The organism is Pontibacter burrus, assembly GCF_010686685.1.
Taxonomy (GTDB): Bacteria; Bacteroidota; Bacteroidia; order Cytophagales; family Hymenobacteraceae; genus Pontibacter; species Pontibacter burrus.
On the sequence record NZ_JAAGWD010000003.1, the window covers coordinates 252,550 to 278,296 of the forward strand.

At 37.8% G+C, this 25,747-nt stretch carries 23 protein-coding genes; 20 read left to right on the top strand and 3 right to left on the bottom strand.

The genetic code is table 11. The features are described 5' to 3' along the window. Positions 1–110 precede the first annotated feature (110 nt). A complete protein-coding gene (locus tag GXP69_RS19355; RefSeq protein ID WP_394367359.1) occupies positions 111–302 on the bottom strand; it encodes a beta-propeller fold lactonase family protein in 192 nt (63 codons plus the stop codon). 99 nt (positions 303–401) lie between these two features. Further along, positions 402–1,793, bottom strand: a complete 1,392-nt coding sequence (locus GXP69_RS08505; RefSeq protein ID WP_163914372.1) for an undecaprenyl-phosphate glucose phosphotransferase — start codon at positions 1,791–1,793, stop codon at positions 402–404. Positions 1,794–2,373: 580 nt separating this feature from the next. On the opposite strand from GXP69_RS08505, the gene GXP69_RS08510 reads away from it, so the two are divergent. The 20 genes from GXP69_RS08510 to GXP69_RS08605 all read left to right on the top strand — a co-directional run bounded on the left by GXP69_RS08510 (position 2,374) and on the right by GXP69_RS08605 (position 24,660). Further along, complete coding sequence (locus GXP69_RS08510) at positions 2,374–3,972, top strand: hypothetical protein (protein ID WP_163914374.1); 1,599 nt, start codon at positions 2,374–2,376, stop codon at positions 3,970–3,972. A 45-nt stretch (positions 3,973–4,017) separates the two neighbouring features. Next, positions 4,018–5,070, top strand: coding sequence for a Gfo/Idh/MocA family protein (locus GXP69_RS08515; protein WP_163914375.1), 1,053 nt, complete (start codon positions 4,018–4,020; stop codon positions 5,068–5,070). 5 nt (positions 5,071–5,075) lie between these two features. Further along, a complete protein-coding gene (locus tag GXP69_RS19200; protein WP_163914377.1) occupies positions 5,076–5,579 on the top strand; it encodes an acyltransferase in 504 nt (167 codons plus the stop codon). Between the two features lies 1 nt (position 5,580). Continuing rightward, positions 5,581–6,705: a DegT/DnrJ/EryC1/StrS family aminotransferase gene (locus GXP69_RS08525; protein ID WP_163914379.1), complete on the top strand. Its 1,125-nt coding sequence runs from the start codon at positions 5,581–5,583 to the stop codon at positions 6,703–6,705. Continuing rightward, entirely contained in the window at positions 6,698–7,342 is a 645-nt protein-coding gene (locus GXP69_RS08530) for an LbetaH domain-containing protein (RefSeq protein WP_163914380.1), read from the top strand. The genes GXP69_RS08525 and GXP69_RS08530 overlap by 8 nt, the downstream gene beginning before the upstream one ends. A gap of 11 nt (positions 7,343–7,353) precedes the next feature. Continuing rightward, on the top strand, positions 7,354–8,334 hold the full coding sequence (locus GXP69_RS08535) for a glycosyltransferase (protein ID WP_163914382.1): 981 nt from the start codon (positions 7,354–7,356) through the stop codon (positions 8,332–8,334). Further along, positions 8,331–8,702 carry a hypothetical protein gene (locus GXP69_RS08540; RefSeq protein ID WP_163914384.1) on the top strand — a complete coding sequence of 124 codons (372 nt, stop codon included), beginning with the start codon at positions 8,331–8,333 and terminating at the stop codon, positions 8,700–8,702. Before GXP69_RS08535 ends, GXP69_RS08540 begins: the two co-directional genes overlap by 4 nt. Further along, a complete protein-coding gene (locus tag GXP69_RS08545; protein ID WP_204281963.1) occupies positions 8,695–9,678 on the top strand; it encodes an NAD-dependent epimerase/dehydratase family protein in 984 nt (327 codons plus the stop codon). The genes GXP69_RS08540 and GXP69_RS08545 overlap by 8 nt, the downstream gene beginning before the upstream one ends. Continuing rightward, the gene (locus GXP69_RS08550) at positions 9,675–10,826 is read left to right on the top strand and encodes a DegT/DnrJ/EryC1/StrS family aminotransferase (RefSeq protein WP_163914386.1); all 1,152 of its coding nucleotides are present in this window, start codon (positions 9,675–9,677) and stop codon (positions 10,824–10,826) included. The genes GXP69_RS08545 and GXP69_RS08550 overlap by 4 nt, the downstream gene beginning before the upstream one ends. Before the next feature lie 63 nt (positions 10,827–10,889). Then, positions 10,890–11,840: a glycosyltransferase family 2 protein gene (locus tag GXP69_RS08555; RefSeq protein ID WP_163914388.1), complete on the top strand. Its 951-nt coding sequence runs from the start codon at positions 10,890–10,892 to the stop codon at positions 11,838–11,840. A 73-nt stretch (positions 11,841–11,913) separates the two neighbouring features. Beyond that, positions 11,914–12,969 carry a glycosyltransferase family 4 protein gene (locus tag GXP69_RS08560; RefSeq protein ID WP_163914390.1) on the top strand — a complete coding sequence of 352 codons (1,056 nt, stop codon included), beginning with the start codon at positions 11,914–11,916 and terminating at the stop codon, positions 12,967–12,969. Between the two features lie 363 nt (positions 12,970–13,332). Further along, the gene (locus GXP69_RS08565; RefSeq protein WP_317164576.1) at positions 13,333–14,022 is read left to right on the top strand and encodes a polysaccharide biosynthesis/export family protein; all 690 of its coding nucleotides are present in this window, start codon (positions 13,333–13,335) and stop codon (positions 14,020–14,022) included. An 11-nt stretch (positions 14,023–14,033) separates the two neighbouring features. Continuing rightward, on the top strand, positions 14,034–16,349 hold the full coding sequence (locus tag GXP69_RS08570) for a GumC family protein (RefSeq protein ID WP_163914392.1): 2,316 nt from the start codon (positions 14,034–14,036) through the stop codon (positions 16,347–16,349). 103 nt (positions 16,350–16,452) lie between these two features. After that, a complete protein-coding gene (locus GXP69_RS08575) occupies positions 16,453–17,805 on the top strand; it encodes an oligosaccharide flippase family protein (protein ID WP_163914394.1) in 1,353 nt (450 codons plus the stop codon). A 32-nt stretch (positions 17,806–17,837) separates the two neighbouring features. Continuing rightward, complete coding sequence (locus tag GXP69_RS08580; protein ID WP_163914396.1) at positions 17,838–19,199, top strand: hypothetical protein; 1,362 nt, start codon at positions 17,838–17,840, stop codon at positions 19,197–19,199. A 253-nt stretch (positions 19,200–19,452) separates the two neighbouring features. Continuing rightward, positions 19,453–20,592, top strand: coding sequence for a glycosyltransferase family 4 protein (locus tag GXP69_RS08585; protein ID WP_163914398.1), 1,140 nt, complete (start codon positions 19,453–19,455; stop codon positions 20,590–20,592). 1 nt (position 20,593) lies between these two features. Then, positions 20,594–21,037 carry a glycosyltransferase family protein gene (locus tag GXP69_RS08590; protein ID WP_163914400.1) on the top strand — a complete coding sequence of 148 codons (444 nt, stop codon included), beginning with the start codon at positions 20,594–20,596 and terminating at the stop codon, positions 21,035–21,037. Further along, a complete protein-coding gene (locus GXP69_RS08595) occupies positions 21,034–21,522 on the top strand; it encodes a glycosyltransferase (RefSeq protein WP_163914402.1) in 489 nt (162 codons plus the stop codon). The genes GXP69_RS08590 and GXP69_RS08595 overlap by 4 nt, the downstream gene beginning before the upstream one ends. Positions 21,523–21,628: 106 nt before the next feature. Then, entirely contained in the window at positions 21,629–23,521 is a 1,893-nt protein-coding gene (gene asnB / locus GXP69_RS08600) for an asparagine synthase (glutamine-hydrolyzing) (RefSeq protein WP_163914403.1), read from the top strand. Positions 23,522–23,556: 35 nt separating this feature from the next. Next, positions 23,557–24,660, top strand: a complete 1,104-nt coding sequence (locus GXP69_RS08605) for a glycosyltransferase family 4 protein (RefSeq protein ID WP_204281965.1) — start codon at positions 23,557–23,559, stop codon at positions 24,658–24,660. Positions 24,661–24,666: 6 nt separating this feature from the next. Here GXP69_RS08605 and GXP69_RS08610 read toward each other — a convergent pair whose 3' ends face one another. After that, the gene (locus tag GXP69_RS08610) at positions 24,667–25,539 is read right to left on the bottom strand and encodes a polysaccharide lyase (RefSeq protein WP_163914407.1); all 873 of its coding nucleotides are present in this window, start codon (positions 25,537–25,539) and stop codon (positions 24,667–24,669) included. Positions 25,540–25,747: the final 208 nt, after the last annotated feature.

The window sequence follows — 25,747 nt, forward strand, 5'->3', positions numbered from 1 at the left end:
AGTTGATGTGACTGTAGCTGATGAAGTCATCAGAAGCGAATGACTTTATATTTCTATAGTTTACAGAGTATTTGAAGGGAATCCAGGATTTAGCTGTCACGGCAGCAGTTCTATAGTTGGTGGAATACCTTTACAAAGACTGGTTTCGGTACCTGAACCTGAAAACCTGTAGGCGTCAATCTCCCTGTTGCCTTATCTATCCGGAAAGTAACCACGGTATCTGGATGCTGATTGACGACCAGCAGAAAATTAACTATGTTTTCTAGGTTAAATTCACGCGGCCTCACACCATCCGAAGGCACACTGCATATGGATATGGGTGAAAAGATGAGGTTTAACTAAAGTAGGATATAGTATTGATGTAAAATATGTTGTTTTGTTATTGAATATTATAAAGATATTCAATAAGCATTTTTATCATATTTAAGTAACTTCCATATAGTCAGGAAAATTATTTTGATATCTAACAAGATGGACCAGTTCTCCAGGTACCACAAATCTGCTTTCACACGGTTTATCATAGATGAAGTTTCTTTTGTTTCACCTCTATACCCATTAACTTGAGCCCAACCTGTTATCCCCGGTGTTAAGAAGTGCCGAACCATATAGTTATTTATTAACTCAGAGTAATCTAGGGTTTGTTTAAGCATGTGAGGTCTTGGGCCAACCACTGACATATGGCCTAACAGAACATTGATAAATTGTGGCAGCTCATCAATGCTTGTCATTCTTATAAATCTACCTACCCGTGTCACACGGTAGTCATTCTTGGTTGCTTGCTCATTCTCCAGATCAGGATTTACTTTCATACTCCTGAATTTTAAACAGAAAAAGGGTTTGTTGTTTTTGCCGGATCTCAATTGTTTAAAAAAAACAGGTCCTTTTGATTCAATCTTGATTAAGGCAGCGAGAATTGGAGTTAGCCAACTCAAAACGAATACGATTACTATAAGGGAGAATAAGATGTCAAAGATGCGCTTTACAATTTCATTGGCCTTGTTTTCTAACGGTTCTTGTCTTGGTTTCAAGACAGGTACATATCCAAACATATCGACCATAAAATTGTGGTGAATGGAGCCCTTTAGATCTGGAACAAGTCTGAACCTGATCATATTTCTATCTGTCTCGAGCAAAAGCTTTTCAATTCTTTCACAATCATTATTGGGCAAGGTGCAATATATTTCATTTACATTATTTTCTACGGCATAGCTTATACATTGATCAACTCTACCTAAGTAATTAATATTGGGCGGTACCCGATTTGGGTTATCGTCAAACATACCTGCTACATAACATTCTAGCTGTGGGTTAGAGCATACATAATTATATAATTCTGTGCCTGCACTGCCTGCTCCTACTATTACAATATAACTGGAGCGTAACCAAACCTTTCGTCTGTATTTTCTAAGAAGAAGGAACATGAAGCGCCATGCAAGAACCAGAGTCGGGAAAAGTGCGAAATAATATATGAAAGGAGTAGGTGGAACATAAAGGTCCGGTAGAACCAATTTGATAATGGCTGCTATAATTATGAAGATTGTTAAAGCTGCAATGTTGCTGTTTATAATTGGCACCGAATCCCGCTTTAAGATATGGCTATAAATGTTGAAGACACTTGAACTATAGAACCAGCAAAAGTTTAATAGTAGGAGCGTTAACTTATAATCATACACATCAACCCATACTAATGGATATTCAGCTATTAAAAATGAAATGTAAAACATTCCATTTAGTAGCATATAATCCACTATAATATTAAGCCATCTAAATAATGTAGCGTATTTGTGCACCATAGGGCATATGGTTTAATATGAAAATTAATGTAATCAAGGGTGATAGAGCAGCAAGTGTATTGACTTGTAGCATGAAGTAATACTATAGTACTTATACTTATAGTACCTAAGCATTTACTATTACCAGACTATGTGGTTATACAGACTAATGCAGACTACAGGATAATTATAATACAACTTTTTAGTAAGAGTGAAAAAGTTAAGGGTAGGGAGGGGCTTTTGATTATACCAATAATAATTTTTAATTTAGCAATTTTAGTTCGCTTAACTATCTTATTCAACATTGAATAGGAGTATGCACTATTTTATTAGATTCGCTGAACTCTAATATAGGTATTTAGATTAGTAGTGTTATATTATTAATTGGTTTAATTAAAAAATCAGCTAAATATTATTCATCAAATTTCCACCTTGATTTTTTTAAGCCCGTATAGTTATAAATAAAATTAGAAGAGTCTATTGTTTTGCTTTTAAGTATTTTAAGTTGAAGTGCTTAATATAGCTTTGCCCTTCTCTTACTTTTAAAATTATTATAATTATAGTTCAGGCTATGGGTTGGAGTACTGTCCATATAGTTTCTGTGCACGATCAAAAAGCTACCTTAAGCTCAAGGGGTTACTCTGCAAATAAATACAGGCTATGGATTAGTTGGATAGTAATCCTGTTTATTCTGAATGTTGTTTTTTGGGCTACAATTGATATTGCGCCTTTTCTCCATATGGATGAAATATTGATTGTTGAATTAGGAAGGAATATACTTAATACAGAAACGAATTGGTCAGTTGCCTGGCTACTTTCTCAAAACAAACCAGTCATAACTATATTTTACCTTGGGCCGGTATTACAGGAAGTATCTTATCAGCTAATAGGCGAGTTAGGTCCAAGAATTTCTGCTTTCATAGGGGCAGGAGCAGCTGCTACCTTAATGCTCAACTGGCTTATTAGCAGAGGGGTAGGTGCAATAGTTGCCACCATATTAGCTCTTGTTTTTTTTCTTGACCCATTGTTTGTACAAGCCTTTACAATGGGGAGGGTTGATGGATGGGCAATGTGTTTTTGTATTGCAGCCTGTTGCGTTTTACGTAACATAGGTTCGGAGTATAGTTTTAAGTTAAAGACAATACTTGCTGGCGCCTTATCTGCTGCGGCTGTTTTTGTATGGCCTTCTGCTTTATTTCTTTATCCTCTAATTTTCTTAGAGTTATTGTTTGTTACAGGGAAAATCAGCTCAGAAAGATTTAATAGCACTGTGCCTGTTCTAAGGTTTTTTAGTATAGGGTGTTTGGTAACAGCAGCTATCATAATACTCCCTATAATGAATGAGCTATATGAGAACCTGAATACTATAATCAAAGGATTGCTCGTGAACACCCGGCCCGGAACCAGTTACGAGCAAGCTGAAAATCCATTCATTATCCTTCTACGCTCTCTAAAGTTTACCCCGCTACTTACATTATTTGCATTGATAGGTATACTGATCAAAAGAGATTTAAAATTAGCAATCGCAGTTGGAGTAGTTATTACATTGATGGTGCTTACAGTTGTGTACATTCACCGTGTACTTTATTTAGTCCCATACTTCATTGCTGCAGTTTCAGCACTTTATTACGGTAAAAAGAATTCTTCTGAAAAATTATTCCGAGCCCATAAAGCAATCACTTATTGCTTAGGTGTCTTATTGATCTGGGCCTTCACTCTATCTGTACTTGCAAGACCAGCACTTGCGTTTTCTCAGTACACTGAAACTGAGAGAGTGCTGCTTCATAAGACAGCAAATGAAATAGTTGGCAAAGGCAATTATGCTGTATTAACTCCATTTGAGCTGTACTATGCAGGAAATGAGCTTGGCTGGAGTATGTACAGACCATACATAGCTGTTGGTGAGAAATTGTCTGCAGATATACTTAAAAAGCTACTGCCTAATGTAGATTATGTAATTCTAATTAATCAAGAAATTACTGAAGAAGTTGTAAAGCTTCTGGATGACCAAGGCTTCAGAGATAAGGGTTGGTATCATGTTTATAAAGACCCTGTTTTGAAAAAGGAATATGGGAAAACAGAAGCAGATTTAAAGTATTGGGGTAATCTCTGGAGACTTCGTACAGTATTCTCAATCTATCGGCAACCTTATGGACCCTATCGAACATATGTGCGCCAAACTATAAACCGAAATATATAAGGCAATTACATGATATTATAACTTCTACTTAAACATTATAAAGCTATGGTAAATATCGGCATCATAGGTTATGGGTATTGGGGACCAAATCTTGTCAGAAATTTCTTTCTAGCGCAGGATTGTTGTGTGAAGGCGGTAGCTGATGCCAGATACGACCGGTTAGCTCAGTTAAGCAAAATGTTTCCTACAATTTTAGGAGTTACTGACGCTGTAGATATTATTAATGATCCTACTATTGATGCAGTAGTTATTGCGACCCCTGTCTGTACTCATTTTACGTTGGCGCATAAGGCCTTGTCAGCTAGAAAACATGTACTGCTTGAAAAGCCAATGACAGCATCGGTGGAGGAAGCAGAGATATTAATAAATCTGGCAGAGCAGAAAGGAGTGCTGCTTATGGTAGATCATACCTTCCTGTATACAGGCGCTGTTCAGAAAATGAAACAGCTTGTAGAGGAACGGGAGTTGGGCAATATTAAATACTTAGACTCTACCAGGATAAATCTAGGTCTTTTCCAATCAGATATAAACGTACTTTGGGATTTAGCACCACACGACATTTCTATACTTAATTATATAGTAGATGAGCGGCCTTATAGTGTAAATGCTACTGGTATTACCCACACAAAAAACAGCATAGAGAATATTGCCTACCTAACAGTAAACTATAGCTCTGGCTTTATTGCGCACTTCAACTGCTCTTGGACAAGTCCGGTTAAAGTGAGAATGATGCTGATTGGTGGGGACCAGAAAATGATTCTTTACAATGACCTTGAGCCAACTGAGAAAGTAAAGGTTTACGACACAGGATACACTTACGCCAATGACGAAGAGAAAAAGCAGGTACTAGTGGATTATAGGACTGGGGATATACATGTACCCAAACTCGCAACAACTGAAGCACTACTTAGCATGGCTAATGACTTCATTACCTGTATACAGGAAAAAAAACAGCCTGTTTCTTCTTGTCATCTAGGGTTAGATGTTGTCAGGATATTAGAAGCATCAAGCAAATCAATTAAACACAGTGGTACAGAAATAATTCTTGAAACACCTTCTGTTCCTGTTATCAAGAAAGGTTATGAGGCACTAATTTGAAAACTATGGATACTGTTACAATCAACAATCAAAAGCAGAGCTTACAAAATGTACGGCTAGGTAAGGATGTAAAGATATTTGATTTTGTGAATGCTTATGGCTGCTCTATAGACGATGGCTCTAAAGTAGGCACATTTGTGGAAATACAAAAAGGTGCCACAATTGGTAAAAGCTGTAAGATTTCGAGTCATACTTTTATCTGCGAAGGTGTACATATCGCTGATAATGTATTTATAGGCCACAACGTCACTTTTATTAACGATAAATTCCCGAGAGCAACCAATAACGATGGATCGCTGCAAACAGAAGATGACTGGAAGTGTGTAGAAACGTTTGTAGATGAAGGTGCCTCCATAGGGTCGAGTGCTACAATACTTTGCGGTGTGCGCATTGGTAAAAGAGCTATAGTTGGAGCCGGTTCGGTAGTAACCAGAGATGTGCCAGATGATACTATTGTAGCGGGTAACCCTGCCAAAGTGATCAAGAACACTAACCAAATACTTGTTTGATATGGAAGTGTTAGCAGTTCAGGAAAAGATTCCTTGTCTGGATCTTTCTGGCCAGCACCAGCAGCTTAGAAGAGAGATTTTCGAAGCTTTTGAGAAGGTGTATGATACAACCGCTTTTTCAGGCGGAAGCTTTGTTGAAGAGTTTGAGAGAAGTTTTGCAACATTTTGCAATACTGAGTTTGCAGTAGGGGTAAACAACGGCACATCTGCATTACATTTAGCTATGCTCGCCTTGGGAATTGGGGCTGGAGATGAAGTTATAGTTCCGGCAAACACCTTTATTGCAACTGCATGGGGTGTAAGCTATACAGGTGCCACACCTGTGTTTGTAGATTGTACATCTGATACCTGGCAAATAGATGCTTCAAAGATTGAAGAAAAAATTACGAATAATACGAAAGCGATTATCGGAGTACACTTGTATGGGCAGGCATTTGATGTAGATGCGCTGAGCATACTTTGCCAGAAATATAATCTATTTCTTATTGAAGATGCCGCTCAGGCACAAGGCGCAACTTATAAAGGAAAACATGTTGGTGGTTTTGGTCAAATGGGCTGCTTCAGTTTTTACCCAGGTAAAAACCTTGGCGCCTGCGGCGAAGCCGGTGGCATTACAACGAGTGACTTGGTATATTATAAGCACTTGCAAAGTCTAAGAAATCATGGTTCTGTCGTAAGGTACTACCATGATGAAATTGGGTTTAATATGCGAATGGGGGGGCTTGAAGCTGCATCATTAACTATTAAACTGAAATACCTGTCAGACTGGAATAAGCGCAGAAGAGAAATTGCAGATCGATACCAGCAGGAATTAATTAATCCACAGATTAGAATGCAGACGCAGCCTGCCTGGACAGAGTCTATCTATCATTTATTTGTGATAACAACAGATGATAGAAGTAAGCTAATGCAGCATCTGAATGAGCATAATATTTTTCCTGGTCTGCATTATCCGGTTCCGTGTCATCTTCAGAAAGCATATACTCATTTGGGATATAAAGAAGGAGACTGCCCGAATGCAGAATATCTGGCGGCACATTGCCTTTCTTTACCCATGTATGCAGAATTAACTGACGAGCAAGTAACCTATGTAATAGAGGTGCTAAACAGGTACGGGCATGCTTAAGAAAAAACTGGTCATATTCCCATTTAATGGCAACGGTGTGGAAGCACTGGATTGCATCAACTATGACGAGTATGAAGTAGTAGGTTTTATAGATGATGACTCTTCTAAAAAGTCTGAGGCATATGACTTATATAACAGGTCAATTTTAGAAAAGTATAAAGATCTTAAAGTTCTGGCAGTTCCCGGTAGTCCAACTACATACCTTCAGCGGATTAATATCATAGACTCTTTAGCGGTAGACTATAACAGATTTGTAACTATAGTTCACCCGGAAGCAAAGATTGGAAGAAATGTAAAGATCGGCAACAACTGCTTGGTTATGGCAGGGGTAGTATTAACTAGCAATGCTTGTATAGGTAATCACGTGATAATTCTACCTAATACTGTGGTACACCACGACTCGGTGTTAAAAGATTATACTTTGGTGGGAAGCAATGTAGTAGTGGCAGGGGGAACTACTATAGATACTAATTGCTACATAGGTAGTGGTGCAAATATCTCGAATGGGTTAACTATAGGTCGCTCTGTACTTGTAGGACTGGGTAGTAATATCCTGAAAAATGTACCTGACAATGCAAGAATGGTTGGCAACCCGGCCCGGAATTTAAACATGCTTATTAGTGAAAAGGTGGTTTAACGATTTCAAGTATGGCAACAGTATCTGTTATTATTCCGGTTTATAACGAAGGAGAAGGGATTGAGAACCTGGTATACGAATTGAATACTTACTTCCGGGACGAGACAAGGTTCACGACTGAAATCATTTTCGTAAATGATGGCTCAACTGATGATACATTATCAAAACTAAAGCATGCTGAGCACATTTATTATACTTACAAGGTAATCAGTTTTTCTAGAAATTTTGGATCACATGCTGCGTTGAGAGCAGGCATATTGAATGCAAAGGGAGACTATATCACCTTTATGTATGCCGATCTGCAGGATCCACTATCGCTAGTAAGCCGACTGTTTGATGAGATTATATCAAAAGAAATAGATATAGCCTGGGCATTCAGAAAAACAACAACTGCAGGCACCTCAGAAAGATTATTTTCAGCAGCCTATGCTACCTTAATGCGGAAGTATGCAGTATCTAATTTCCCTAAAAAAGGGTTTGATATAGTAATGTTTTCCCGTAAAGTAAAGCGCTGTCTTGATAAGAATATAGAAGCAAACTCCTCTGTTTTTATACAGATATTAAGTCTGGGCTTTAAGCAGACAGGAATTACTTATGATAAACGTATAAGGCTTGTTGGCAAATCGAAATGGACTTTGGCTAAAAAAGTAAAGTTGCTGATAGACTCTTTTGTAGCTTTTTCATTCGCACCTATCCGGCTGGTTTCATTTGTAGGTATTTCATTTTTCGTTCTGGGTGTCCTGTGGTCTGGCTATATTATTTTTAGAAAAATTGTTTTTGATGACCTGGCAAGTGGCTGGCCAGCTCTACTATCTATTTTGATGGTGGGGTTTGGCGTGACTAACATATCGCTTGGAATAATTGCAGAATACCTCTGGCGAACACTGGATGCCAGCCGGAAGAGACCTGTGTTCGTGATAGACGAATTCATAGAAGGTGCGCTAACGCCTGTTGATAGTAATAATAGGGTGTTGTTGGATGCTAAGCTATGATTAAAACGATACTCTACATTTTGATCTATGCAGCCTTTAATGTTTCAGGTGCAGCACTTATAAAGTGGCAATTGAAAGGTAAAAGTCTTGATAGCCTAGACCAGTGGCTGAAGCTAATGCTGAACATTCCTTTTATTTTGGCTTTCTTACTGATTGTTCTGTCTGCTCTGGCATTTTTTAAAGCTCTTTCTACAAACAGTTTTTCTTTAATTATACCCATAGCCACAGGCATAAATTTTATTCTGACAATTGCTGTAGGTTACTACCTGTTTCAGGATAAGCTGTCCCTGTTATCCTTTGTAGGTTTCATTCTCATAATAACCGGAATTATTGTTCTTAGCTTTAATAACCAGACGCAGCATGTATAGTAAGATCACGAATAGCAGCATTTTAGTAACTGGAGGGGCAGGCTTTATAGGTTCTTTTCTAATAGAAGAATTGCTACAACACAGCCCTGCTCGGATTATCATTCTTGATAACCTAATACGAGGAAGCCTTGACAACATCAGCAGTTTTAAAGATAACCCAACTATAGATTTTGTTGAAGGTGATATTCGGGATGCTGCTCTACTTGAAAAATGTGTGGCTGGTGTGGACTACGTATTTCATACGGCTGCTCTTCGCATTAATGCCTGTGCCGCTGATCCTGCAGCAGGCTTTGAGGTGATGCTGAAATCCACCTTTAATCTAGCTGAATTATGTGTGAAATATAAGGTTAAAAAGGTGGTCTATAGTTCCAGTGCTTCTGTTTATGGATTGGCACAGCATTTCCCTACACCCGAAACAGATAACCCATACAATAATCAAACATTTTATGGAAGCGCTAAACTATGGGGAGAACAGCTTTTCAGGAGCTATAATTTTATGTATGGTTTAGATTACGTAGCCCTCCGCTACTTTAATGTATATGGCCCGCGTATGGATACGGATGGCAAATATACAGAAGTAATGATCCGGTGGCTAGACTGTATAAAGGATGGCACTGCACCACTTATATATGGAGATGGTAGCACCACAATGGACTTTGTGTATGTGAGAGACGTAGCGAAGGCAAACATCGCCGCCTTGGTAGCTGACGTAACAGATGAGACTTTTAATATAGGCAATGGTCGGGAAACCAGCTTAAAGGAGCTTCTGGAAATTCTGCTGTCAGTAAACGATTCAGACCTTGTCCCTGAATTCAGAGATGAGAATACAGTAAACCCTGTTAGCCGACGGTTAGCTGATAACAGGAAAGCAGTACAGCTTTTAAAGTTTGAACCTAGTATAGCTTTAGAGAAAGGGCTGAAAGAATTAAGTGAGTGGTATTTTGAGAAAAAGAAATTAACAGCAGTTAGTATATGATACCCATAGCAAAGCCTTATTTAACAGAAGATGAAGCACAGGCTGCTTATGATACAATCCTGACAGGGTGGATTACGCAAGGGCCTAGAGTGCAGGAGTTTGAAGAGAAATTTGCAAACTATACTGGTGCAAATTATGCAGTAGCTGTGTCGAATTGTACTACAGCCCTGCACTTGGCTATGATAGTTGCTGGAATAGGCCTCGGGGATGAAGTTATATGCCCATCGATGAGTTACATTGCTACCGCAAACTCAATTACCTACGTTGGTGCTCTACCCGTTTTTGCTGAGGTTAATCCATCATCTTACAATTTAGATCTGGTTGATGTAGAGAAGAAAATCACAAATAAAACAAAAGCCATTCTGCTAGTGCACCAGATAGGGATGCCAGCAGATATTGATGCCTTTTCAGCACTATGTAAAAGATACAATTTAAAACTGATTGAAGATGCAGCCTGTGCTGCGGGTTCTTCTTATAAAGGCAAAAAGATAGGATCCCATTCAGAATTAGTTTGTTTTTCCTTTCATCCACGAAAAGTGATTTCAACGGGGGATGGTGGAATGATTACAACCAATAGGAAAGATTACTATGAGCGATTGAAGTTGCTCAGGCAACATGGCATGAGTGTGAATGACCGCACACGCCATGAGTCTAATACGATCATTTTTGAAGACCATGTAGAAGTAGGTTACAACTACCGCATGACTGATATACAGGCTGCCGTGGGAATTAAGCAGCTTGAAAAGTTAGATTGGATCGTGAATGAAAGACGTAAAATAGCCGCTATGTATCACGAAGCTCTAAAAGAAATAGACTTCATCCGTTTGCCTACTGAGCAAGAAGGCTACACGAGTAACTACCAATCCTTTAGTATCTATCTCGGGCAAAATAGCCCTGTATCTAGGAATGAGTTTATGCAACTGCTCTTAGATAAAGGTATCGCAACCAGGAGAGGGATTATGACAACACACCGTGAGACCGCTTATAAAAACCTGAACATTAATCTACCTGTTTCAGAAGACTTGCAGGACCGTTCTGTCATCTTGCCATTGTATGTGCCTATGCCAGAGAAAGAAGTCAACTATGTATTAAATTCTATGCTAGAGATATTAAAAGTAAAGCAACGTCCGGTAGTAGTTGATGCATAACAACGACTTCACACTTTGTTAATTTAAAAAGATTCTCTCGTCTCTTAATCTCACTGTAGTATTATGGATGCAATAAAAGTTTCGATAATTACTTCTCTATACAGAGGCGAAAAATATCTTGAATCCTTCCTGTATCACTTGTCTAAATTGAGCAACCCATGGGAATGTGAGTGGATTCTTGTCCATAATGACCCAACAGAAACTGAACTTATACTTCTTGAAAACTTTAAAGAGTCAGTATCAATGATCGAAACTGTGCATTTAAAAGTCGGTAGAGAGCCTTTGTACAGTTCCTGGAATAGGGCAGTAGCTGCAGCAAGAGGAGAATACATAACTATATGGAACATCGATGACATCAGGCGTCCGGATTCTATACAGCAGCAATTGGCTGTTTTAGAGAAAGAAACTGATGCCGCTATCGTGTACGGAAACTATAAGATTGTAAACTACTATGGCAACACAACAGGTGTAGATGTGGTAGTACCCGACTTTCACGATAAACCTGATGACTTTTTACGCCAACACTATATAGGTCCGTTTCCTTTGTGGCGTAAAGACTTACACAAAGTAATCGGGTATTTTGATGAACAGTTTAAATTAGTTTCTGATTTAGATTTCCAAATTAGAGCTTCTAGGGTTAGCCCCTTAGTAAAAGTTAATAAAGAGTTAGGAACTTATTTAGAGGGCACAGCAGATAACTTAAGTAGTAATTACCAGTTACAAGATTTAGAAAATACTGTGCTGCAACTCAGATACGGTAATTTTGATCTGATATACCTAACGCATTTTTTCAGTGCTATCCTAAATTATAAGATCAGAAGCTATAAGTGGTTTGGAAATTATACTTCTATGGCGGATATCTATAATTATCAGACTCAGAATTATTGGGCAAACTTTCCACTCATCTTTTTTTCCCTACTAAAGCTTCCAAGGCACCTTGCCCGAAAGTACTTAAAACCTATAGTTAGAGCATATTTGAAGAATCAAAATAGTAAAGGGGCTTTAGTAGAGTAGGGTACCTATTGTAATTCCAAGTTTTGCACATTTGTTAACGGTGTAAATCGGTGTTATCCATTAAGCTATAGTTATGAAAATAGTGCATTGTGTGTTCAGCTTCAATACAGGAGGTGCTGAGATGCTTATAGTTGATCTTATTAATGAACTGTGTGATGAACACGACGTGTCGCTGGTAATCGTTAATAGCAAATGGAGTGAAAGCTTAATGTTGCAGATAAACAAGCGAGCTAAAATTTACTTCATAAACAGGAAAGAAGGTAGTCGAAATCCTTTTCCTATACTACGCCTTAATTTCTTACTTAATAAAATAGATCCTGACATCATTCATTGTCATGATGCGCAGATGGGCAATTTGATTAGGCTACCTAACGCTAAACTTGTATTTACTTTTCATACCATTGGAATTCCTGCTAATAACTTACATCGTTACGATTTACTGATAGCTATTTCAGATGCTGTGAAGAGTGATATTGCAACACGGGTGGTTCGAAATTCAAAAACCATTTACAATGGCATTCACATAAACTCTTTCAAGCGCAGGTCTGATTATAGATTAGGTGAAGGCAACCCTTTCAGCTTGGTCCAAGTTGGCCGACTCGACCATGAAATAAAGGGGCAGGATATATTATTAGAGGCGTTAGCTTTACTCAAAGCTGATTTATTGGTACCTGTCAGGCTTGATTTTGTAGGAGATGGACCCTCTTGTAAGTATTTAAAGGAACTAACAAAACGGTTAAATCTAGAGCAGGAAGTTCACTTTCAAGGCAATAGAGAGAAACAATGGCTATATCAACATCTATCTGATTTTAACGTCCTTGTACAGCCATCCAGAATAGAGGGCTTTGGCTTAACTGTGCTTGAAGGAGTTGCAGCGGGCTTACCAGTACTCGTATCAAGTGGGGGTGGTCCGGATGAGATATTAAGAAGGAATTATAGTGGCTTTAGTTTTGAAAATGGCCAGCCGGATAACTGTGCTAAGCAATTAAAGTTGATGTATGCTATGTATAAAGAAGGGCAAATGAATGAGTTTATGCTAAAGGGGAAACAAATTGTTGAAACAGAGTATATCATCAAGAGATGCGCTGAGCGTCATATTCAGGAATATACTGAATTGCTTACAACTTAATTTCAATTGATTATCCCTTCAAGTTATATAATAAGGTCTACAGTCTAGTTCTTAAACTTCCTACCATATACAAATTTGCTAATTCAACATATCCAGCATTGAATATAATATTGCTTATAAATAATTAAACTTTTTGTAAGATATAAAGTAAAAACAGTAATATGTTGGTTTGCTTTGAATTGTAACTCAGTCTTAAGCTTTGCCAGCTATAGTTAAAGTGGGGTGTTCTAAAGAATTTAAAGAATAGGGCTTTTTTGTTCAATCTATATGACTTATTTCTACAAACACAGCTTTCCACTATTTGTCATTCTGCTGTTTTTATGCTCATGCGGAAGTTCAAGACATGCTATTTACTTTAATAATGTGAGTGATAAAGAGTACATAGGCACTGCAAATAGCTTGGACCCAGTTATTCAGAAAAACGACTTGCTAAGCATCTCTATCAGTAGTTTAAATCCTGAAGCTTCTCTTGTGTTTAATATGCCCAATCTTACGGCCACGCAGGCTCCTACAGTAGCAGGTAACGTTACACAAGCGTCTGGGTATTTAGTAGACCAGGATGGCAACATACAATTTCCTTTTTTAGGTAATGTAAAAGCCGCAGGCTTAACTAAAAAAGAATTTAAAAATTACATTACCACAGAACTAGTCCGTAGAAAGCTTCTATTAGATCCTATAGTTAATGTTCGTTACCTCAATTATAAAGTCTCCGTTCTCGGCGAGGTAGCTCACCCTTCAGTCCTGACCATACCAAACGAAAAAGTGACTCTACTAGAAGCATTAGGTTTAGCTGGTGATATGACCATTTATGCTAAAAGAGATAATGTGATGCTCATCAGAGAAGAAGATGGTAAAAAAGTAATTAGAAGAATTGACCTAACATCGGATGTACTTTTTACATCACCTTACTACTACCTTAGGTCAAACGACATTATTTATGTTGAACCTAATAAATCGAAGATAGAAAGCACAGGTAGAGTTAATCAGTGGCTTCCTATCATTTTTAGTGGTCTTTCCTTTGGTGCCATCGTTTTAGATCGTTTAACAAGATAGGCGCAGAGTGTATGGATTTAGATAGTTTAAATAAAGAAGAGAATTTATTTCATATAATCAGGTATAAGTTCTTTCCTTATTGGCCTGTATTTGTCATTCTTCTTTCTCTTTCATTAGCAGCAGGCTGGGCTTATCTTAAGTACACAGAACCATTATATGAAGCTACCGCATCTCTGATAATTAATGACGAAAATAAAGGTGTAGATGACCCTCGGATGACGGAGTCGATAAACATGTTTGCTTCTAAAAAAATTGTAGAAAATGAAATAGAAGTCATCCATTCCAGAGCTCTAATGTCTAAAGTTGTAACAGAACTAAACTTGTATGCCCCTGTAATGGAGCAGAAAAAGTTTAAGTCGGTTTCAGCTTACATTTCTTCACCTATCGAAGTTAAACTAAAGTACCCCGATAAGCTTACACAAGACCTCGATAATATACCAGCTTATTTTTTTACGTATGACTCCTTAAGAAAAGAAGTTACAGTCAACCAGAAGAAGTACCCTCTTAATGAATGGGTAAGAGCACCATTTGGTGAAGTAATGTTCCTGCCAAACTCAAATTATTTAAAAAGTTCTCGGGGGCCTCTATACTTCTATTTCATACATCCTCAGATTATAACTGATGTGTTGCTTAAGGAATTATATGTTACGCCTGTTAGTAAAGTTTCAACGGTTATCAATTTACACATCAAAGATCATGTACGTGAACGGGGCGAGGACATATTAAATCAGTTAATCCATTCTTATCATCAAATTGCCATTACAGACCGTAATCTTTTGGCTGCAAACACACTGACGTTTATTGAAGACAGAATAAAGTTTGTAGAAAAAGAGCTTGGTGCGTTGGAGAATCAGGTACAGAAGTATAAGTCTGCTGAAGGAATTGTTGACTTAAGTGAACAGGGTAAGGTCTTTTTGCAGAGTGTAAGCGATAATGACCAGAAGATAGCAGATATTAATGTACAGTTAGCAGTATTGGATAAGGTAGAAAGATATATTCTAAATAAAGAATCCAATACAGGCATTGTGCCAGCAACTTTAGGCGTTGAAGACCCCGTATTAACACAACTCCTGAAGAAGTTATATGATACTGAAATTGAATATCAGAGACTTAGTAAAACTACAGCTGAGAATAATCCACTACTAACATCTGTTTCCGGAGAGATTGAGAAAATTAGACCAAGCATTTTAGAGAACATCAGAAGCCAGCGTGAGAATCTAAAGGCAATGAACCTCAGGCTAAGCTCAGCAAAGGGGAAGTATAGTTCTGCACTCCAGACGATACCTAAACAGGAACAGGAACTTCTTGAGATTAGCCGGCAGCAGGCAATTAAAAACAGCGTTTATAGTTTCCTGCTTCAAAAAAGAGAAGAAGCAGCTTTATCATATGCCCCAACTGAAGCGGACAGTAAGGTGGTCGATATGGCGGAGTCTTCTATATGGCCTGTTAGCCCCAGTCCATTAAAAGTCTATGTTGTGGCTCTGGCTCTGGCTGTTGCACTTGGATTTGCTTTTGTTACCGGCAAAGAGTTGTTCAATAATAAAATAATGTTCAGATCCGAAATTGAAGCTTACTCTAAAGCGCCTATAGTTGGTGAGTTGTCAAAAGTTAAACTCAGGAAAGACAAGATTTTTGTAGCGCCATCTGATGTAATCGTAATAGAACAGTTCCGTCAACTCAGGACAACAATGGGTCTTTACGGGCGCAAATTCAGCAAGAAGAAAATATTGATCACATCCAGTATACCAGGAGAGGGTAAAAGTTTTGTCAGCACTAATTTGGCTTATAGTCTGGCTTCTTCTGGTAAAAAAGTAGCGCTAATTGATTTAGACTTAAGAAATCCAAATACTTCAGTGCAGTTCAATTATTATAGATTGCCAGGTGTAATTGAATACCTGAAAGACGAAATAGGCCTGGATGAGTTAATACATCCAACCAGTTTCAGAAATCTATATGTTTTGCCAGCTGGGAGAAGCTTAGGAGATAATACTGAGCTACTTCTTAATGGGCGCATTGAAAAGTTATTTAGTAGCCTTGAAAATACATTTGATTACATTCTGATGGATAGCTCTCCGGCAGATTTAGTGTCAGATGCCTTTCTGCTCTCTGAGTTTTCCGATATTACATTACTTGTTCTTCGACATGCACACACGCCAAAAAATGTACTTCAGAGCTTTAATCAAAGTAATAAGAAGATATTAAAGAACATGGCAATAGTATTTAATGGAGTAGGTGTTAGAGGCTTTGTAAAAGGTTATGGTTTTGGCTACGGGTACGGCAATATAGATATTTACAAGGACAAATATTTTAAAGCAAATGCCACATAAAAGAGATTATGATAAAGGATAAGTTGTATAAGAACACAATTTACTCTGGTTCAGTAAGCTTAGATAGCGTTAATACAACATTATTGCAAAGGGAGGAAGGCCTGTGGCATCTATTAACAGTGTTACATCAAATAGTTCTGTACGAAAGCTTACGGGTAATCTGGTTTCTTTACTACTCATTCAAGTAGCTAATTATGCGCTGCCATTGCTAAGCATCCCTTATTTTACCAGAATAGTAGGCCCCGAGCGATTTGGCGTGATAAACTTTGTAGGAGCTTTTGTAACGTATTGTGTCATACTCATAAACTATGGATTTGATACTACGGCAACAAGGGACGTAATCTTGGTTAAAGATGATCAGAAAGCACTACATAGGCTCTGTTCAGAGGTGTTTTATAGCAAATCAATTTTGTTTTGTGTAACTCTTCTCATTTTTGGGGCACTAGTCTGTTTTATACCGCAACTCAATTCAGAACTCACGCTTAGCCTCTATTCCTTTCTTATTTGTCTGGCCTATGTCATCACTCCTGTTTGGCTGTTTCAAGGCTTTCAGGACAACTATATTTTAGCATTTTATAGTTTGGGTGCCAAAGTTGTTTTTACAATTGCTGTGCTTACCCTGATCACAACTGAAAAAGATTATATCCTTTATGCCCTTCTTCTTAGCGGCTCACAAATTTTAATAGGTATTATTGCTCTAATCAGAACGCATTATACTTACCAGATAAAATTAGTTAAGACCACATTTCACAACTTGCTGATCAGACTTAGAAGCAGTCAGAAGGTTTTCGTTTCATTATTCATTATCAATCTCTATACTACAGCAAATATTATCATAATCGGTTTCTTTGAGAATGATAAAAGTGTAGGATTATTAGCTGCCGCTCTTAAAATAATGGCATTGCTTCAGGCCTGTATAAGTGTTCCTTTTTCACAGGCACTTTTCCCATTTATCGGCCAAAGATTCAAATACTCAAAACAAGAGGGTTTAAAGTGGGTGCAATACACATTTCCAGTTGTGCTGCTGGTTGGGGCAGTTTGCTGTGTGCTATGTAGCCTGCTAGCCCCACTGTTAATTAACTTGTTGTTTGGAAAAGAATTCACAGGTTCTGTAGCTATGCTGCGTATTCTATCCTTTATACCTTTAGTTGTTATCTATAGTCAGTTTTTAGGATTACAAGTGATGATAAATTTACAGTTGGACAATCTGTTTCAGAAAGTAATTTTATACGGAGCATTATGCGGTTTATTTATGAACATTCTGGGAGGCTATGTTTGGGGAGCCATAGGAATTTCAATTACCTACCTGCTGACAGAAATTCTAATAGCACTTCTCTTTACTTACTTTCTAAATAAAGAGAAGATTACCTTGACAATGTTGTTTGCTAAGGCCAACAAGCATTCTTTTTTTGAAGTTGTACAAAAATCAAAACAGGTTTTTTTTAAGCAGCTTTGAAAGTAAGTATGGTTTAATTATGCAATACAAAGATGATCGGATTTGGTATTATGCTTCTTGCTGTTTACCTGTACTGGGAGTCTTCCAAAAGATACCTGTCAGTTTTTCTTGTTTTTTTTATTGTAACTGGTGGGTTTCAACTAGTACCCACCGACCTAATGGTTCTGTCAACCATAGGGATAACAAAGACATATGATTGGGCGCTCGTTTACCTGATATTACTACTTGTTGTTGAGCCACGGATCATTTTAAATTTAACAATCTGGAAAGACCGAAATGGCATTGCGTTATACAGTGGTGTCTTATTGTTTTTATTACTTTACAATCTGCTATTTGTAGGTGTAGAGGTCCAGGTGGCCATAAGGGTGTTTCGGAACTATATATTTTTTCTGTTACTGTTCCCTTTTGTAAATCTCCCAACACCTGATTTTATAAAGGTATTCCGCTTACTAACTTATTTTACCACTTTAGCCTCGTTTCTATTTTGCCTGCAGCCTTTATTAGGGCATGGCATACTTGCCGGTGCTCCCGAGTTACTACCAGATGAAGGAGGGGGGCTAATTAGGTTTTATAACCTTCCGTATTTTCTAGTGCCTGTTACGCTAGCTCTTTTGGTCGGAAAATCTAGTTTAAATTTAAGATATCACTACCTTGTTTTAACAATTAACTTAGTTGCTATAGTTCTATCGCAGCATCGGAATTTGATTCTCTCAATACCCATTTGCTATTTCACTTTCCTGATCATACAGAATAAACTGAACCTCATTAAAGTTACTGCCTCAAGCGTTGCCATTGTTGTGGCATTTTTTTGCATAAATTATTTTTTTGAAGGGAGGTTTTTTAAAGGGATTGTAAAGTTATCAGAGTCTTTTAATGAAGTGACTCCCACGATTATTCAGTATGCTAACTTATCAGACATTTCAACTACCGAATTCAGGCGACTACATTTTATGGAAAGGCTTTACTATGTTCAGGCAGATGTACTTAAATCGCTTTTTGGTATCGGCTTCTTAACTGAAGATTCAGCGTTAACAAAACAGTTGTCATTTAATATAGGTTTGCTTACTGAATATGGTGATATCATTCAAGTAGACACATCAGATATTACCTGGTCTTTATTACTTGTACATTTTGGATTAGTAGGTATTGCAGCTTTTTTGTATTTCTATTGGTCCTGCCTTCGCATTTGTTATTCAAACAAAGATCAGGCACTCTTTATGCTAGGCGTCCTGTATATCACAAATCTTCTCTTTATTTCCTTCTTTGGGATAGATATAGTATCTGTCCACACGATAACATTACTTGCTTTCATTTTAGGGTTTTATTATAGTTTGAAATCCCATATAAACCAAAAATCACAGCCGGAGACACAAATACAGCAATACGCTTCTTAGAACTGTCTTATAGTACTCAAAGATTTGGCAATTCATGTTTATAAAATGGCTTTGAATTACCATGCTGAGTTTAAATTTGGCAGCGATTAAGCTAAATTATTCATGATATTGTTAAACTTTTTGAGCTGGGCCTAGTACATATAATCATCATAAGAGCTCAAATACAAAAGCTTTATTGAACAGCCTCAAACTATATTCTTCTATATAAACCTGGGGGTAATTTGCATTGACCTTTACCTTTACTATTTACTGTATGCTACCTTTAAATGTCATAGTAATTGGCCCAAGTATAACTAAGTCTAAGGGTGGTATGGCTACAGTTATACATAGCCAAATAAATCATAGAATTTTATGTAAACCCATCCATTACAAACATATAGTATCTCATGTAGAGGGGGGAGGGATTACCAAAGTAATAATATTTCTCAGTGCTGTATTAAAACTACTTTTCGCAGAAAAGGTAGATTTAGTTCATATTCATGTCGCCTCAGATACTAGTATTTTTAGGAAAAGTGTATTTGTATTTATTAGTCGCTTACTAAAAAAACCGATTGTTATACACATTCATGGAGCTGATTTCGATAGTTATTACAAAAATGCTAATCATCAGGTAAAGAGCTATATTAAATATACACTCTCTAAGTGTACAAAAGTATTGGTTCTTTCAAACTATTGGAGAACCTTCTTTAAGCATCAGTTCCCTGATATCGATGTTCAGGTGCTGTTCAATGGTGTAGATACCAGTAAGTTGCTCTCAGCCGAGTTAAACATATATAACCATGATAGTTTTCTGTTCTTAGGCAGACTGTGTAAACGAAAGGGTATATATGACCTCCTCGAAGCTATTGATATTCTGGTGAACCAACAAAATCAGCGCGAACTGATGTTTTATCTCGCGGGAGACGGAGATTTAAAAGAAGTTCAGAATATAATCCAAAGATATCATCTCGAGGACAATGTTAGTTTGTTGGGCTGGCTTAATGAGGATCAGAAATTAAAGGTTTTCAGCAAAGTAAGCACAGTTTTGCTGCCATCATATTCTGAAGGATTGCCAATAGCTTTAATTGAAGCGATGGCAGTTGGAAAAGTTATCATAAGCAGTAATGTTGGTGGAATTACTGATCTGGTTGGCGAAGCAAACGGCTTTTTAATTGAACCAGGTGATATAGTAGGCCTATGTAAGTGTATAAACCATCTGCGCATGGAGCCGCAGCTTATTGATCAGATTTCGATTAATAATAAGATCAAGATTAAGGAGCAATTTGACCTTTCTGTAATAGCCGAGCAACTACATAGCTTATATTACAAGATCGCTGGTAATAGAGAAAGGCATTCTAATTTGATTATTGAAGAAGAGCCTACTGAAGAGGAGAATTATGTAAACATGTTATAGTATGAGAGTATTAGCTATAGCATCTGCTGGAGGGCATTGGGTACAACTGCTACGGTTGTTGCCAGCCTTCGAAGAAAACGAAATAGTTTTTGTTTCAACACATAAAAGTTTTTCACAGACTGTAAAGAACTGTCCTTTCTATGTGATTCCTGATGCAAACCGATGGAATAAACTGAAGTTATTAAAGGTGTGCTTTTGTGTGTTGGGGCTACTTTATATCATTAAACCTGATGTTATAATTACAACTGGCGCTGCTCCCGGACTTATGGCAGTAATAGCAGGTAGACTACTTGGTGCTAAGACAATTTGGATAGATAGTATTGCGAATGTTGAGAAGCTTTCGCTTAGTGGCCGCATTGCTTTATTATTCGCTAATAGAACGTATACACAATGGCCTGACTTAGCGACTTCAAAAATAAAGTATAAAGGAAGTGTGATAGGATGATATTTTTAACAACAGGTACACAAGAGCCTTTTGATCGGCTGGTAAAAGCGATGGATGATTTATGTCCTATGTTAAAAGGAAAGAACATAGTGGCACAGGTAGCCAATTCCGCTTATAAAGTGCGGCATATGGAAACATATAATTTTTTAGAACCGGAAGATTTTAACCGGTTATTTCAGGATGCAGAACTGATAGTGGGCCATGCTGGAATGGGTACTATCATATCAGCACTAATGAACGAAAAACCTTTGTTGATTATGCCCCGGTTATCTAGATACGGAGAACACAGAAATGATCATCAGCTGGCAACTGCAAAAGCATTTGACAGATTAAAATATGTACGCGTGGCATACGAAGTAAAAGATTTGAATCTACAGCTAGAGCACATGATTAAAGGTAATTTAAGAAGTATGCACCAGCTAAAGAATTATGCATCAGATGAATTAATTAACTCAGTACGTCATTACATCCACTCACTTATTTGAAGAAGCAGGTTTGCATTCAGAATTATGCTGCTATCATAACTCAACCAAACGAAGAAACTGACCCTTGTTCTTCCTCAAAAATGCTTAATCCTTAAAATTTTAGCTTATGTGCGGCATTGCTGGAAGTATAAACTGTGCGTTAGACAGTGCAGATTTAGAAATGATTAATCATAGGGGCCCTGACGCTAAGGGTATATCAAAAATTTATTGGTGCAATAATACTGTTGTTTTAGGGCATACGCGCCTTGCTATTGTAGAGCTTTCCGAAGCTGGTAATCAGCCAATGGTTTCAGAATGTGGTAGGTATTACCTGATTTTTAACGGAGAAATTTATAACCATCTTGAGTTAAGGAAAAAATTAGGAGGTGTAACTTTTAAAGGAAATTCAGATACTGAAACTTTACTTTATTTCCTGATTAAGTATGGCATTACTGGAGTTAGCGACTTTAATGGTATTTTCTCTTTTGCTTACCTAGACACAGTACTTGACAAGCTTTATCTAGTCAGAGATTATTTCGGAGTAAAACCATTATACTATTATGCTACGACTCATCAGCTTATTTTTAGTTCTGAAATAAAAGTTATAGTTAGTAATGAATGCTATTCAAAATTGATTAGCCTGCCAGCTCTTAATACTTTTCTCACCTTTAGGTATAATCCTGCGCCGCAAACACTCTTTGACGGGATTAATAAGCTCGAAGCAGCTACTTATCTTGAGTACGACTGTTCGGGAGAAATAAATATTCATAATTATTGGCCTAAAAAGCAAGTTATTAACTATAACATAAACGAACGGGATGCGATTGCTGAATATAAATACCTGTTAGAACAAGCAGTTAATCGCCAGTTGATGAGTGATGTACCACTGGGGTTATTGCTAAGTGGTGGTTTAGACTCCGCAGTTCTGGGTCATTTTATGAGCAAGCACTCTACTTATAAGGTAAAATCCTTTACAGTAGGATTTGAAGGGAAAGGGAACTATAATGAATTAGACGATGCACGTTCAACAGCTTCTATTATTCAATCCGAACATTATGAAGTTGTGATGAATAAAGAGCAATATCTAAACTATTTTTATAGTTCGTTTTACCATACTGAAGAGCCAATTGCTGAACCTACCATTCCGGCATTATTACTCGTTTCACAGTTAGCTTCACGGCATGTTAAGGTAGTTTTGAGTGGGCAAGGTGCGGATGAGCCCATGGCAGGTTATAAACGGTATAAAGGCGAAAAACTCATTTCCCAATATCATAAGTTACTATCATTAATTCCTTTAACATATCTGAGTAAAATTTTACCCAATAGCAGCACAATTGATAGGGGGATTTACTCCTCTGGCTTTAAAAATGAAATAGACAGGTTTGTCGCTATTTATACTTTATTTACTCCCGATCTAAAGAAAAAACTATATCAGGATGATTTGCTTGATATGATTGGACAGGATCAGAAGTTGTTTTTTGCCAATCACTATGCCCATGCAGATCCTACCGGATCTTCTTTATCAAAACTTCTTTTTATAGATACACGGAGTATGTTACCTGATAATCTGTTGTTGTTTAATGATAAATTAACAATGGCTAATTCCATCGAGAACAGGGTGCCCTATTTGGATATAGACCTTGTAAACTTTATAGAGTCATTGCCCGAAAAATTTAAACTTAACGGCCACACAGGGAAATACATTCATCGCAAAGCAGCTCAAGACTTTTTACCCACTCAAATTATAAATAGAAAAAAAAGAGGTTTTGAGACACCAGTTCATGAATGGCTGAGATCAGAACTATCTGCCACATTATTAGATATTATTAATAGTGAAAATTCTTTTAGCAGGACATATTTTAATAGGGGTTTTATTTCAAAAATGGTGGAGCAGCACCGAAATAATAAAAAAGACTACCATAAACATCTTTTTATTCTTTTGTCTCTGGAGCTATGGTATAAAAACTTTTACCTGACCTATAACAGAGATTATAGTTATACTTCTCTTAATGTATCTTAAGGATGAGAGTCACATACGTCACTTCATATGACTCAATGGATGTTCTAAATTGGTCAGGTTCTGGTTACAATATTGCAAATGCGCTTAGAGCACAGAACATAGAGCTGGACTTTGTAGGAAACTTACGATACGGCCTGTCTCCGTCATTAGAATTAAAGAAGCATATATATAAACTAATTAATAAAAGGTTTCAACCAGAAAGAAGCATGTATGTTGCTTCTAACTACGCCAGTCAGGTACAAGCATCTTTAAAATCCAATTCTGATATACTTTTTTCTCCAGGAACACTTCCTTTAGCTCTGCTGAAAACTAATAAGCCAAAGGTGTTTTACACAGATGCAACCTTTGCAGGAATGCTGAATTATTATGATGACTTCAAAAATCTATGTACTGAAACTATAGTTCAGGGTAATCTTCTTGAACAAGAAGCTCTATCTACTTCTAGACTGGCAATTTTTGCATCTGACTGGGCCGCCAAATCAGCGACTGATCATTACTTGGTTGACCCTGGAAAGATAAAAGTGGTGCCATTTGGAGCGAACATTGAACATAACTATAGTTTGAGCGAAATAAATCTAGCGATAACCAAAAGGTCTAAAGCTGAATGCCATCTGCTATTTATAGGCGTAGATTGGGAGAGAAAAGGAGGGGCTTTAGCAATAAACGTTGCTGAGCGGCTTAATCAGTTAGGTTTAAAAACTACGTTGCATGTGGCGGGTATACAAAATATACCAGTGCGTAAACTACCTACTTTTGTTAAAAATTATGGCTTTATAAGTAAGGCTACTTGCGAAGGCAGAACTTTTTTAAATCAACTCTTACTTAAGAGTCATTTTTTAATTGTGCCATCACGGGCGGAAGCCTACGGGTTGGTTTATTGTGAAGCCAATTCGTTTGGCGTTCCAGCTATTGCCACAGCAGTTGGTGGTATTCCAACTGTAATCAAAGATGAGGTAAATGGTAAACTTTTTCCCTTGGAAGCTTCTGATAATGCCTATGCTGAATACATACTTCAGGTTTTTACAGACAATCGCAGATATCAGGAATTAGCGCTGTCATCATTCAACGAATATACGCAAAGACTAAACTGGAGTAGTGCAGGCCAAACTATTAAAAACCTATTAAAGGAGGTTTTATAGAGATGTTTACCCAGAAACTGGAGCGGGTTGAGTTATTTTTTTTCCGGTCATTTCTTCCAGTGTCGCAGCCGAAGTTCCCTGGCGGATGTTGTCAAAGTAGAGCACACGGGTACTTACATCTGTTTTGCCTGTACCGTTCCATGGCCACTTGTACAAACCTACCTTCCAGTACGGCAGCCTGGTATCGTTGTAGCTGTTGCCACCGCGGTGCTCGAGAATTTTAGTGCCGTTCTTCCATACTTCCACCAGGCCATCGCTGCCATAGGAGTGAATTACGTGGAAGGCAAATTGCTGCCAGGCATCTGTTGTTACCGGTCCCAGGTCGTACTGCTTCTCGCCTTCAAACGGAACTGAAGCACTTGAGATTGGCTGTGAGTTGTAGCCAATTTTCATGATAAAGCGCCCGTTCTGAATCTGTAGTGACTTGGCCGGTGTACGCCATTCTTCGCCTGCATCAGGCACGGCGTGCCACTGCATGATCTGCTCGGCTGCCCGGTCCGGGGTGTTGTACTGAGCTGGGAAGTAGACAGCAAAGGAATACCATTGCTCCTTGTTTTGGGCATGGCCCAGGTTTAACTCAGAGCGGGTGCCTCCGGCTACTTCAGCATCGCTCTCGCGCAATTCAATGCGCAGCGACTGGCTGCCTTCATAAGCTGTGGCATTGGAGATCTGCATGGAATAGCTGTAGGCTTTTTCCAGATTAAGCCCGGAAAGGCCATCGCTTGTCTCAAACAAACGCTCGAAGAAAACATTAGCCGATGTGGCATTGGATGTGTGTACTGCGGAATTGGAAGCGTGCGTTTCTTTTGGCTTAACCCTATCACAAGAGCTAAATTGCAACAGAAATGATAAAAAAGCACAGCTAATTGATGCTTTCATAAAATGCTTTAAAGTTGAGATTCTTCAACTATAGTTTGATACCAGCTGTCGCAATAGCTGGTACACTAATTATCAAAAAGTGTAAAAGCTGGTTAATAAGCGTATACGGATAGAAACAGACATTTTTCTTTGAGATTACATTTTTATTAAAATTTTCTAGCGGGTGCGGTGCAGATTCTAGTAATAATAAACAAAAGCATTTTTAGAT

Excerpts from the sequence above, each read along its gene's own strand:
- GXP69_RS08505 (WP_163914372.1), bottom strand. The coding sequence starts at position 1,793 with ATGGTGCACAAATACGCTACATTATTTAGATGGCTTAATATTATAGTG.
- GXP69_RS08515 (WP_163914375.1), top strand. The coding sequence starts at position 4,018 with ATGGTAAATATCGGCATCATAGGTTATGGGTATTGGGGACCAAATCTT.
- GXP69_RS19200 (WP_163914377.1), top strand. The coding sequence starts at position 5,076 with ATGGATACTGTTACAATCAACAATCAAAAGCAGAGCTTACAAAATGTA.
- GXP69_RS08525 (WP_163914379.1), top strand. The coding sequence starts at position 5,581 with ATGGAAGTGTTAGCAGTTCAGGAAAAGATTCCTTGTCTGGATCTTTCT.
- GXP69_RS08530 (WP_163914380.1), top strand. The coding sequence starts at position 6,698 with ATGCTTAAGAAAAAACTGGTCATATTCCCATTTAATGGCAACGGTGTG.
- GXP69_RS08535 (WP_163914382.1), top strand. The coding sequence starts at position 7,354 with ATGGCAACAGTATCTGTTATTATTCCGGTTTATAACGAAGGAGAAGGG.
- GXP69_RS08540 (WP_163914384.1), top strand. The coding sequence starts at position 8,331 with ATGATTAAAACGATACTCTACATTTTGATCTATGCAGCCTTTAATGTT.
- GXP69_RS08545 (WP_204281963.1), top strand. The coding sequence starts at position 8,695 with ATGTATAGTAAGATCACGAATAGCAGCATTTTAGTAACTGGAGGGGCA.
- GXP69_RS08550 (WP_163914386.1), top strand. The coding sequence starts at position 9,675 with ATGATACCCATAGCAAAGCCTTATTTAACAGAAGATGAAGCACAGGCT.
- GXP69_RS08555 (WP_163914388.1), top strand. The coding sequence starts at position 10,890 with ATGGATGCAATAAAAGTTTCGATAATTACTTCTCTATACAGAGGCGAA.
- GXP69_RS08560 (WP_163914390.1), top strand. The coding sequence starts at position 11,914 with ATGAAAATAGTGCATTGTGTGTTCAGCTTCAATACAGGAGGTGCTGAG.
- GXP69_RS08570 (WP_163914392.1), top strand. The coding sequence starts at position 14,034 with ATGGATTTAGATAGTTTAAATAAAGAAGAGAATTTATTTCATATAATC.
- GXP69_RS08580 (WP_163914396.1), top strand. The coding sequence starts at position 17,838 with ATGATCGGATTTGGTATTATGCTTCTTGCTGTTTACCTGTACTGGGAG.
- GXP69_RS08585 (WP_163914398.1), top strand. The coding sequence starts at position 19,453 with ATGCTACCTTTAAATGTCATAGTAATTGGCCCAAGTATAACTAAGTCT.
- GXP69_RS08590 (WP_163914400.1), top strand. The coding sequence starts at position 20,594 with ATGAGAGTATTAGCTATAGCATCTGCTGGAGGGCATTGGGTACAACTG.
- GXP69_RS08595 (WP_163914402.1), top strand. The coding sequence starts at position 21,034 with ATGATATTTTTAACAACAGGTACACAAGAGCCTTTTGATCGGCTGGTA.
- asnB (WP_163914403.1), top strand. The coding sequence starts at position 21,629 with ATGTGCGGCATTGCTGGAAGTATAAACTGTGCGTTAGACAGTGCAGAT.
- GXP69_RS08605 (WP_204281965.1), top strand. The coding sequence starts at position 23,557 with ATGGATGTTCTAAATTGGTCAGGTTCTGGTTACAATATTGCAAATGCG.
- GXP69_RS08610 (WP_163914407.1), bottom strand. The coding sequence starts at position 25,539 with ATGAAAGCATCAATTAGCTGTGCTTTTTTATCATTTCTGTTGCAATTT.